General features: G+C 63.2%; 3 protein-coding genes. All 3 read right to left on the reverse strand.

Annotation, left to right across the window (positions count from 1 at the left end; genetic code table 11):
• Positions 1–9 precede the first annotated feature (9 nt).
• The 3 genes from FGA82_RS27570 to FGA82_RS27580 all read right to left on the reverse strand — a co-directional run bounded on the left by FGA82_RS27570 (position 10) and on the right by FGA82_RS27580 (position 12,411).
• Entirely contained in the window at positions 10–7,842 is a 7,833-nt protein-coding gene (locus FGA82_RS27570; RefSeq protein WP_141129540.1) for a non-ribosomal peptide synthetase, read from the reverse strand.
• The gene (locus tag FGA82_RS27575; protein WP_141129541.1) at positions 7,839–11,240 is read right to left on the reverse strand and encodes a non-ribosomal peptide synthetase; all 3,402 of its coding nucleotides are present in this window, start codon (positions 11,238–11,240) and stop codon (positions 7,839–7,841) included. Before FGA82_RS27575 ends, FGA82_RS27570 begins: the two co-directional genes overlap by 4 nt.
• 187 nt (positions 11,241–11,427) lie before the next feature.
• Positions 11,428–12,411 carry a TauD/TfdA family dioxygenase gene (locus FGA82_RS27580; protein WP_141129542.1) on the reverse strand — a complete coding sequence of 328 codons (984 nt, stop codon included), beginning with the start codon at positions 12,409–12,411 and terminating at the stop codon, positions 11,428–11,430.
• Positions 12,412–12,438 lie beyond the last annotated feature (27 nt).

Below are 12,438 nucleotides of genomic sequence, written 5' to 3' on the forward strand. Positions count from 1 at the left end.
TTTTCCCTCTCAAGAAATCAGTTTTTCCAGATCATCGAGGGATAGACGTTTGAGGGCCTCCAGGGATTTAGCCAATTCATCCTGAACGGGCGACATTTCGACGCGCAAGGCCTCGATTCGCGCGCAGAACGCCTTGAGGGTGTCGGTTTCGAACAGCTCCTTGAGCGGCACCTTGTCGCCCAGACGCTCCTTGATCCGTGTTACCACCAGCGTGGCCAGCAACGAGTGCCCGCCGAGCTGGAAGAAGTTGTCCGCGAGGCCCACCTGCTCGACCTCCAGCACTTCCTGCCAGATCGTCGCCACCTCCCACTGCAAATCGCTTTGCGGCGGCTGATAGTGTTGCTGCGTCGGGCCCTCGCCCAAGGCCATCAGCGCCTTGCGATCGAGCTTGCCGTTGGGGGTTAGCGGGATGGCGTCGATCAGGTGCAAATGGCCCGGCACCATGTGCGCCGGCAAGCGACTGGCCAGTGCGTTGCGCAAGCGTTCCGCCAACACCGTTTGATCAACCACTGCCTGCGCCGCCACCACGTAGGCGTGCAGGTTTTTGCCGGCGGCTCCGTCCTGAGCGAGCACCACCGCTTCACGGATGTCGTCCTGCTCCAGCAGTCGCGCTTCGATTTCGCTGAGTTCGATACGGAAGCCGCGAATCTTCACCTGATGGTCGGCCCGGCCGATGTACTCGATGTTGTCATCACTGCCCTGGCGCACCAGATCGCCGGTGCGGTACAGGCGCTCGCCGTTGCCGGAGTATGGGTTCGGCACAAAGCGTTCGGCGGTCAGCGCTGCACGCATCAGATAACCCCGGGTGACGCCGGCACCGCCCAGATACAACTCGGCAGGCACGCCGCTCGGCAACACTTGCAACTGGCTGTCGAGCAGATAGGCCACGGTGTTCGGCAACGGCCGGCCGATGTTCGCCTGCCCCTGCGGGGTGCGCCGAGTGAAGGTCGAATAGGTGGTGTCCTCCGACGGCCCGTAAAGGTCGTAGACCTGTCGCACCGACGTGCTCGCGTACAACGTGTCGACCAAGCCTTGCTTGAGCGGTTCGCCGGCCAGATTGATGGTCGCGACTGAATGCGGAATCTGCCCGGCACGCTGCAGCGCGGCAATCGCCGACGGCACCGTGTTGATCAGCGTGACCTGTTCGCGGGCCGGCAAATCGGCCAGCGCCAGCGCGTTATCCGCCAGCACCAGGCAACCACCGCAAGCCAGCGTGACGAAGATCTCCCAGACCGACAGGTCGAAGCAGATCGACGTCGAGGCCAGCACGCCGCGCAGTTGTTCTGCGCGATAGACCCCGGCCGACCACTGAATCAGCGCCGACAGGTTGCCATGGGTGATCGCCACGCCTTTCGGTTTGCCGGTCGAGCCCGAGGTGTAGATGACGTACGCCAGATTCTGCGCAGTGACGCTCACCACCGGTGCCGTTGTCGGGAACGCACTCAACGCGCCCTCTTCCACCAGCAGCACCTGCGCGCTCAAGGTTTCAGGCAACAGCGCCAGTGCGGCCGGCTCGGTGATCAGCACGGCGGCGCGGCTGTCATCGAGCATGTGCAGCAAGCGTTCCTGCGGGTAATCCGGATCCAGCGGCACATAGGCACCACCAGCCTTGAGGATCGCCAACAGCGCCACGAGCATGTCCGGCGTGCGCCGCATGCACACCCCGACCCGCACCTCTGGCCCGACGCCCAGCGTTTGCAGTTTGTGCGCCAGGCGATTGGCCCGAGCATCGAGGCTTTGGTAATCGATCTGTTGTTCGGCAAACAGCACCGCGTGTGCCTGCGGCTGACGCTGCACCTGCGTGCCGATGTGCTCCAGCACCGTGCGCGCGTCCGTGGCCATGACGTCGGCCTTGCCCCAAGCGATGGCCTGTTGACGCTGTGGCTCTGCGAGCAATTGCAACGCACCCAGCGGCTGCGTCGCATCGGCGAGGAACTGCGTCAGCAGGCTTTGCAGTTGCGCGCTCAAACCGCTGATTGCCGTTGCATCGAAACTGGCCCGGTCGTAACTGATCCCCAGACTCAGCTCACGCCCGGTGACCGCCACCAGCGTCAGCGGGTAGTTGGTCTGTTCCTGACGACGAATCGCCGAGAACGTCAGACCGGTGGCCGGGCCCTGTTGCAGCGCTTCGGCCATCGGGTAGTTTTCGAACACCAGAATGCTGTCGAACAACGCGCCGTTACCCGCACCGGCCCAACGCTGAATGTCGTAGAGCGGCGTGTGTTCGTGCTCGCGCAGGGCCAGATTGACGTCTTGCACCTGTTGCAGCCACTGGCTGACGACGATCTCGGCGGACGGCGCCGCGACCACCGGCAAGGTATTGATGAACAGGCCGATCTGCTGCTCGACACCCGGCAAATCCGTCGGACGCCCGGCAACCGTGGCGCCGAACGCGACGTGGTCCTGCCCGGTGTAACGCTGCAACAGCACCAGCCATGCCGCTTGCACCAAGGTGTTGAGGGTGACTTTCTGCTCACGGGCGAAGCGGTTCAGTTCCGCCGTCAATGTTTCGCTGAATACCTGTTCGTGATCGGCGTAACCGCTGGCCGCGTGCTGGCCGCCCGACAAGGCACTGGCCAGACGCGTCGGTTCATCAAGATCAGCGAGGGCTGTCGTCCAGAAATCCCGACTGGCCTGCTGATCACGCTGACCCAGCCATTCGATGTAATCGCGATAATGCCCCTGCCCGACCGCCGGGGTCATGCCGGCATAACGTTGCAGCACTTCGCCGAACAACTGCGACGTACTCCAGCCGTCCATGAGGATGTGGTGGCAGGTATAAATCAGGTGATGCGTGGCCTCGTCCGTGCGCACCAGCGTCACCCGCAACAGCGGCGCGCCGGTCAGGTCGAAACCGCTGGCGAGGTCTTCGCCGGCCAGTTGATCCAGGGCGGTACCGAGGTCATGGCGACCACGCCAGTCCTGCACGCTCCATGGCATCTGCGCATTCTGACGCACCACTTGCACTGCGGCGGCGGCATCCTGTGGCCAGACAAAAGCCGTGCGCAGGATCTCGTGGGCATCAACGGTTTGCTGCCAGGCCTGACGGAAGCGGTCGGCGTCGAGGTGTTGCACATCGACGCGCAATTGGTTGGTGTACGCCGGGCTGTCCGGATCGTTGACGCTGTGGAACAGAATGCCCTGCTGCATCGGCGACAACGGATAGAGGTCGACGATGTCGCGGGCCGGGATCGGCAGTGCCGAGAGTTGCGCCTGGGTCAGGGTTGCCAGACTGAAGTCCGACGGCGTCACAGCCGCCTCGCCACTGTCGCAGCAATGCTCGATCAGTCGCTCCAGTTCGCGCCGGTAGGCTTCGGCCAGCGCCGCGACGGTCTCTGTGCGATACATGCCGGTGCCGAAGGTCCAGGTCAATTCCAGCTCACCACCGTAGACCTGACCGTCGACACTCAACCAGTTACCCAACGGCGCGGCCGCGTCCTGGTTGGCGCCAGTGCTGTCACCGCTCGGCACAAACAACGCGCCGGCGTCGGCGTTGAACGCACCGTCGAACTGGCCGAGATAGTTGAAGGTCACGCGCGGCTGCGGCAATGCCTGCAACTCGACGGATCGGCTCAGGTAACGCAGCACACCAAATCCGATGCCTTTGCCCGGCACCGCACGCAGTTGTTCCTTGATCGCGCACAGCGACGCACCCGGCGTCGATTCGGGGGTCAGGCGCACCGGGAACAAGCTGCTGAACCAACCCACGGTGCGGCTCAGGTCGATGTCGTCGAACAAGTCTTCACGACCATGACCTTCGAGCTGAATCAGTACCGAAGGCTGTTCGCTCCAGTCACACAACACCCGCGCCAGTGCCGTCAGCAGCAGGTCGTTGATCTGCGTGCGATACGCCGCTGGCGCCACTTTCAGCAGCTTGTGCGTCAGCGCCTGACTCAAACGCGAGCTGGCCCGGGCCGCCTGCTCGCGGGTCTGGGTGTCCTGCGGGAAATCCCGTGGCAGTTGTGCGTCGCCCGCCTCCAGGGTTTGCCGCCAGTAGGTACTCTCAGCGGCCAGCGCTGCGCTTTGCCCGTAACGGTGCAAATGCTCGGCCCAGGTGTGCAGCGAGCTGCTTTTGCCCGGCAAGACCAGCGACGTGCCCGCCGCCAGCGCAGTGTAAGCGTGCTGCAGGTCTTCGAGCAGAATGCGCCACGACACGCCATCCACCACCAGGTGATGGATAACCAGCAACAGGCGTTGCTCGGCGTTCGGCAGGTTCACCAGCACCGCCCGCACCAGGCGTCCTTGTTGCAGATCGAGACTGCGCTGGGCTTCATCGGCGAGCGCCGGCAACGCGTCCACGCTGCTCAGTTCGCGCACCCACAACAGCTGCGGATCACGCTGGGTCTGCGGCATTGCCTGCCACACGTCGCCGGACGCCTGGAAATTCAGCGTCAATGCGTCGTGCTGTTCGATCAGCGCTGCCAGCGCTGTGCGCAGATGCGCGGCGTCGAGCGGCGTGGTCGGCTGCAACATCACCGACTGGTTCCAGTGCTGACGCTGGGCAATCGCGGTTTCGAAGAAGCGTGCCTGAATCGGCAACAACGGCAACGGTCCGCGAGCGACCGGTGCCGCAGCCGCGACAGGTTTGGCTTCGATCAGCTTGGCCACCGCAGCCAATTGGCCGATGGTCTGTTTTTCGAACAGTTGCTTGGGGCTCAGCTTGATGCCTTGGCGTTTGGCTCGGGCGATGATTTGCAGGCTGAGGATCGAGTCGCCGCCCAGTTCGAAGAAGTTATCGGTGCTGCCCACGCGCTCAAGCTTGAGCACATCGGCCCAGATCGCCGCCAGTTTTTCTTCGACTTCACCCACTGGCGCGACGAAGTGTTGAGTGACCACCCCCGGCACCGGCAACGCACGTTTGTCGAGTTTGCCGTTGGCGGTCAGTGGCAGTTGCTCGAGCAGGACAATCTGCGCCGGCACCATGTAGTCCGGCAGGCACGCCTGCAACTGCTCGCGCAACGCCTGCGCCTGCGCCTGCAAGGTCAGACCCGCCACCGGCACACACCACGCAACCAGTTGCAGACGCGTCGGGTCGTCATCCAGTGCCAGCGCCAGCACCGCCGCTTCGCTGACGCCGTCAAGGCCCAGCAACACCCGCGCGACTTCCGCCGGTTCCACGCGATAACCGCGCACCTTGACCTGATCGTCGGCACGGCCGATGAATTCCACCGTTTGCTGACGATTGCGGCGTACCCGGTCACCGCTGCGGTACACCCGCGCACCCGGCGCGCCGAATGGATCGGGCAGGAAACGCTCAGCCGTCAGCCCCGGCTGGTTCAGGTAGCCCAGCGCCACGCTGTCACCACCGATATACAACTCGCCGGCCACCTGATCGGCAACGTTGTTCAGCACATCGTCGAGCACGTAAACGTGAGCGCCGGCCAGTGCGCTACCGACCGGTACGCTGCGCGTCAGGGTCAGATCACCGACTTCATGGGCCAACACGCCCACCGTGGTTTCGCTCGGCCCGTAGTGGTTGATGATGCGACAGCCCGGTTTGAGCTCGCGCACGCGCTCCACCAGTGCTGGCGAGCACGCCTCACCGCCGACGATCAACGCGTGTTCCGGCAGCACGTCAGCAGCCCGCGAGGCCTGCAGCAACGCGGCCAGATGGCCCGGGACGATCTTCAGCACGCCCACTTGATGCGTGGCCATGTACTCGGCAAACCGGTCCGGATCGAAGCCCAATTCTTCCGGCAAGACATGCAACAGGCGTCCCGAACACAGCGCGCCGAACAACACGGTAAAACCCAGATCCGCAGCGATGGTCGAGACCAGCGCCATGCTGGCGTCCGTTGTCGGCGCCAGTCGCTCCAGCACACCGCGCACATAACTGCCCAGCGCGCCGTGGCTGACCAGCACGCCTTTCGGTTGCCCGGTGGAACCGGAGGTGTGAATCACATACGCCGGTGATTGCGCGCACAGCGTCACGGCTGGACAAGTGTCCGGCATTGACTGCCACTGCTGCGCTGCAAAGGCGATGCCCTGACAGCCGTCGACCGCCAGCCCGGACACACGCGCATCGCCTTCGGCGCACAACAGCAGCCGTGCTTTCGCAGCGCCCAGCATCTGCTGCAAGCGTGCGTCCGGCGCTTTTACGTCCAGCGGCATGTACACCGCGCCAGCCTTGAAGATCGCTAGCACCGAAGTCAGCCAGTCCAGCGAACGCTCCATCAGCACCGCCACCGGTTGGCTGTCGCGCACGCCTTGCGCGCGCAAATGATGGGCCAGACGATTGGCCGCCTGATCCAGCGCTTGATAACTCAAGGCCTGATTCAAGTCGCGCGCGGCCAGTGCTTGAGGCTGGCAGGCGACTTCACGATCCCAGTGCTGCAACACCAGCAATGCAGGTGTTGCAGGTGCGTCAAGCGCGGCCGGCGCGAGCGTGGCGATGCTATGAAGTGGTGCTTGCGGTGCTTCCAGCAACGCGCTGAACAGACCAAGCAAGGCCGGTACGAAAGCCTCGACCGTTTCCGCCCGATAGAGATCGCTGGCATAGGTCATCTGGCCGTGAATCAGCGTGCCGTCATCGGTGATGTCCAGCGCCAGATCGAAGTGGGTGCCGTCCTTGTCCAGCGGATACTCGGCAACGGTCAGCCCTGGCAGGGCCATCGAACGCTGCTTCTGCATGCCGACGTTCTGGTTGAACTTGGCCTGGAACAACGGGTTGTGGCCCAGCGTACGTTCGGCGACCAACTCGTCCACCAGTTGTTCGAACGGCAGCTCTTGATGCGCTTGCGCACCGAACGAGGCTTCACGTACACGCGCCAGCAAATCCTCGAAACTGCCGCGCTCATCCACCTCGCATCGCAGCACTTGGGTGTTGACGAAAAAGCCGATCAGCCCTTCGACTTCAGCGCGACCACGGTTGGCATTCGGCACGCCGACGCGAATGTCGCGCTGCCCGGCCTGCCGCGACAGGAACAGCGAGAACCCGGCCAGCACCAGCATGAACAGACTGATGCCCTGGCTACGGGCAAAGGCGTTGAGTTGCAGGGACAACGGCGCACCGAAATCAAAACTCAGGGTCTGGCCCTCGAAGCTTTGCGTCAGCGGTCGGGCAAAGTCCGGCGCCACTTCCAGCAGCGGATGCTCTTCACCCAGTTGCTGGCGCCAGTAATCGAGTTGACGCTCGCCCTCGCCAGCCTCCAGCCAGCGGCGCTGCCAGATCGCGTAGTCGGCGTATTGCAGCGCCAGCGCTGGCAATTGCGGTTCGCGTTCGAGGCTGAACGCCTGATAGCACTGGACGAATTCCTTGACCATCACGTCCATTGACCAGCCGTCAGAGACGATGTGGTGCATGCTCACCACCAGTACAAACTCTTCGTCGGCCATTACAAACAGACTGGCGCGCAGCAGCGGCCCGTGGCGCAAATCGAATGGTCGCGCGGTGACGGTCTGCACCTGTTGCGCCAATGCTTGCTCGCGCTCTGACAGCGGCAGCCCGGTCAGGTCAATGCGTTCCACGGCCAGAGGTTGCTGACCAAGGATCACCTGATGTGGCTGATCACCGTCAGTCTGGAACACCGTGCGCAGGACTTCATGGCGCGCCACCAGATGATCGAAGGAGCGCTGCAGCGCCGCTTCGTCCAGACGCCCGTTCAGGCGCAGACCGGCGGCCATGTTGTAGGCGGCGCTCTGCGGTTCGAGTTGCCAGAGAAACAGCAGACGCTGCTGAGCGAACGACAACGGAATCGGCGCGACATCGTGACGACTGACCGGCAGCGGCAACAAGCTGAAGTCCTTGCCGTCTTCGCGCAGCTTGGCCAGAAACAGCCGACGCTGTTCCAGCGGCAAGCCGACGAACCTCTTCGCGATACGTTCCGCCATTGTGCCGCTCATACTTCTTCTCCTTCCAAAGCATTCATGAACTGATCCATATCGGACCAGTCGTCGTTCGTTTCGCCGTCAGCCAGTTGCGCCAGCACCCCCGCCAATTCACCCAGCAGCGGTTTCTCGAACAGGCTGCGCAGCGGCAGCACCACGCCCTGCTGACTTTTCACCCGGGCAATCACTTGCGCGGCCAACAGCGAGTGGCCACCCAGTTCAAAAAAGTGATCGTCCAGACCCACCCGCGAAACTTGCAGGACATCCGCCCAGATCTGCGCCAGACACCGCTCGGCGTCCGATTGCGGGGCGCGATAATCGCCCTGCAACTGCGCCGGGTCCGGCGCTGGCAAGGCCTTGCGATCGAGCTTGCCGCTCGGTGTCAGCGGCAGGTTCGCTAGCAACAGCAGATGGCCCGGCACCATGTAGTCCGGCAGATTGGCCTGCAGCGCCGCGCGGATTTGCTGACGGAACGCCGCTTGCGTCGCCGCGCTTTGCAGCACGGCCGGATCGCTGACCACGTAGGCCACCAGTTGCAAGCCACCGCTTAGCGGAACTGCCAGCACCACCGCTTCGCGGATGCCGGGGCATTGCTGCAGGCGCGACTCGATTTCGCCCAACTCGATGCGGAAACCGCGAATCTTCACTTGATGATCGACCCGGCCGATGTACTCCACGGCTCCGTCAGGGCGCAGCCGCGCGCGGTCACCGGTGCGATACAGGCGCAGGCCATCGGCGAACGGGTCGGCGATAAAGCGCTCGGCGCTGAGGATCGGCTGGCGGTGATAACCACGTGCCAGGCCCGGCCCGCCGATGTACAACTCGCCCACCGCGCCTTGCGGCAGCAGGTTCAAATCATCGTCCAGCACGTACAGGCGCCGCGCGTCGAGACCGTGGCCGATCGGGATGCCGCGCCACGACACGGCGTCCGCCGTCAGCGCGGTGCAGTCGTGAATGGTCGAAACCACCGTGGCTTCGGTCGGCCCGTAAGTGTTGAGCAATCGCACATGGCCCAAACCGGCCTGTTGCCACAGGCGCAAACCGTCCACTGCCATCGCTTCGCCGCCGACGTGAATCTGCCGCAGCGCACCGAAACCGCTCGGTGGATTAGCGGCATATTCCTGCACCAGCCAATACCAATAAGCAGCCGGCAAGTCGGCCAGGGTGATGCCGTGTTCGACAATCACTTGATGCAACGCCGCGCTGTCCCACAACCGCGCATCGCGCAGGACGACTGCGGCGCCATGGCACAGCGGCGGGAAAAACTGCTCGACGAAGCCGTCGAAGCTGCTGGTGGCGAATTGCAAAACGCGGTCGCCTTCGCGCAGGTCGCTGTAATCGATGGCGCGGGCGATGAACTCGCTCAACGCGCCGTGACTGACCGCGACGCCTTTCGGGCGGCCGGTCGAGCCTGAGGTGTAGATCACGTAGGCGAGGTTTTGCGCTTCGACCGTCATCGACAGATTGTCGGCGCGATCACTCTCGGTGAGCTGTTCCAGGCACAGGCAATCAACGCCACCAAGGTCCGGCAGGCTGGCGAGGCTTTCGCGATCGGTGAGTAGCAGTTTCAGGCCACTGTCATCGAGCACATGGCGCAAACGTTCGGCCGGGGTTTGCGGATCCAGTGGCACGTAGGCGCCGCCGGCCTTGAGCACCGCCAGCAACGCCACTGCCAGCTCCAGCGAGCGCCCCAGCGCCACGCCGACCAGCACGTCAGGACCGACACCGCGAGTGCGCAACTGATGGGCCAGACGATTGCTGCGGGTGTTCAACTCGGTGTAGGTGAGTGACGGCGACGGTTCGGTCGCCAGAATCACCGCCGCTGCCTGCGGCGTGCGCGCTACTTGCGCCTCGAAGAGGGTCTGCACACTGGCGAAAACCGGTTCCGCCTCGGTGGCCTGAATCAGCTGTGCACGTTCGGCCTCCGCCAGCAGTTCGATTTCGCCGACGATTTGCTGCGAATCGCGGCACACGGACGCGAGGATGTTACGCCAATGCCCAGCCATCGCTGCAATGGTCGCAGCATCAAAAATATCGGTGGCATACGTGAACGCCGCGAACAACTGCTCGCCCTCCTCGCGGGTGTCGAGCATCAGGTCGCTGGTGGCGGCATGTTGACGACCGCTGCCGGCCAGTTGTTCTTGCGTCAAATAGCCCACCTGCAAACCGGACTCAAGTTGCACGTGCTGCAAGTCGGTCACCAGCGGCTGGTGGTTGAACATCACCTGGAACAACGGGTTGTGGCTTTGGCTGCGCGCCGGTTGCAAGGCTTCGATCACGGCGTCGAACGGCAGATCCTGATGAACCTGCGCGCCGAGTGCCGCCTGACGCAAGCTCTGCAACAGATCGGCAAAGCGCGTTTGCGCGGTGACTTCGCTGCGCAGGATCTGCGTGTTGACGAAGAAGCCGATCAGCCCTTCGGTTTCGCTGCGGGTGCGGTTGGCGATCAGCCCGCCAACGCGAATATCGGTCTGGCCGCTGTAGCGATGCAACAACGTTTTGAACGCCGCCAACAGCACCACGAACAGGGTCACGCCCTGACGTTGCGCGAGGCTCTTCAGCTCTTGGCGCAGCGCCGCATCGATGACCGTTTCCAGGCGCGCGCCCTGATGACTGGATCGCGCCGGATAGGCACGATCGGTCGGCAGCTCAAGCACCGGATGCTCGGCGCCCAATTGCGCACGCCAGTAATCCAGCTGACGTTCGCGCTCACCGGCCTCCAGCCAACTGCGTTGCCACAGCGCGTAATCGCGGTAATGCACGGTGAGTGCCGGCAACGACGGCTCGCGCCCTGCTACCAGTGCGTCGTAGGTGCGCATGAACTCATCGATGAGAATGTTCATCGACCAGCCATCGGCGATGATGTGGTGCAGAGTGAGCAGCAATACGTGTTCCTGCTCGGCCAGGCGCAACAGGCGCAGACTGAGCAGCGGGCCGTTCTCAAGATCAAAGGCCTGACCGGCTTCCGCCATCATGTGCTGCTGCGCCAGCGGCCAGCGCTGGGCTTCGGGCACTGCACTGAGATCGGTGATCGCCAGTTTCAACGGCTGCGGTTCGGCGACACGCTGAAATGCGCGCTCACCTTCCTGACCGAAGGTGGTGCGCAAGCATTCGTGTCGTGCCGCCAGCAGACTGAACGCCTGCTCCAGCGCCTGCGCTTGCAGATCGCCCGTCAGGCGCACCGCCATCGGCAGGTTGTAGGCAGCGCTGTGCGGGTCCAGTTGCCAGAGAAACCACATCCGCTGCTGGGCATACGAAAGTCCGTCCCGCTCGGCGACGCCGACACAGGCAGTCATGGGCAGCTGCGCAAAATCGATGCCCTCACGGGCCATGCCGGCGAGGAACAAACGGCGCTTGTCCTGTGGCAGTTCGATAAAACGACGGGCTAGTTTCTGGGCGTCTGCGGCATTCATGCATGGGGTCCTTGCTGATCGGCGGCGTGACCAGGAGACCCGGTCGTATCAACAAGAACGAATGACAAACGCGATGATTTAGCGCACTGGCGCAACAGCGGCTCGACGGTCACCCCAGCAGGCGCACAAATGCCGAAGCCGGTACAAGACCGGCTTCGGCAGTTTTACCATTGCGCGTGAGGATTATTCAGAGCGGACCCTGTGAATGCCCTTCAGCCATGGCGACAATCACTTTGCGCGGGCCTTCGAACGGCGAACGCGCGTGCGCCGAGAGCATGTTGTCGAGCATCAGCACATCGCCCTCCTGCCAAGGGAAGCTGATCGCGCACTCATCGAGCACCGCGCGGATCTGCGCCAGCACCTCGTCTTCAATCGCCGAGCCATCGCCGTAATACACGTTACGCGGCAAATCTTCTTCGTCGACGATATCGAGCAGGCTTTCGCGCACTTCCGCTTGCAGGTTGGAAATATGAAACAGGTGCGCCTGATTGAACCAGACGTTGTCGCCGGTCACCGGATGGACTGCCACCGCCTGACAGGTCTGGCGGGTGCGCAGCTCACCGTCGTCCTTCCATTCGCAGACAATGCCGTGGGCCTTGCAGTAGGCTTCAACGACTTCGCGATCTTCAGTGTTGAAGACGTCTTCCCAAGCCACATCCAGACCATTGCCGAAGTTGCGCACATACATCAGCCCTTTGCTGACAAAGCGCTCGCGAATCGCCGCCGGAATCCGCCGATACACTTCACGACTGTCGGCGATCGGCGTTTCGCCACCGGACTTGGCGGCGATCATGCTGTAGAACCAGATCTTCATCGGCCAATCGCGGGAATAGGCCTGCTCGTTGTGCAGCGGAATGCTCTGGTGCGCCGGGTATTCCGTGGAGGTGTACACGCCCTGCGTCACGTTGGTGCGCGGCGTCGAGCCGAACTCATAGTTCAACAACGGATGGCCGAAACTGGCTGCGAACTGACGAAACTGTTCGGCGCCGTTCAGACGGAAGCCACGGAACAGCACCCCGCCGTCGTGCAGTAAATGTTCGTCCACCAGCTCTTTCAATTCATCGAACACCGCCAGCAAGTCGGTGTCCGCATCGGTCGCTTCTACCAACAACGGCAAGCGCCCCCGCTGCGGCAGCAGTGGCCGAACGGAAAATCCCACAGCAACAGCCATGACTGGCCTCCTGTAATCACTCGATAG

The sequence above is a fragment of the Pseudomonas fluorescens genome (assembly GCF_005938625.1).
Classification (GTDB): domain Bacteria; phylum Pseudomonadota; class Gammaproteobacteria; order Pseudomonadales; family Pseudomonadaceae; genus Aquipseudomonas; species Aquipseudomonas fluorescens_BD.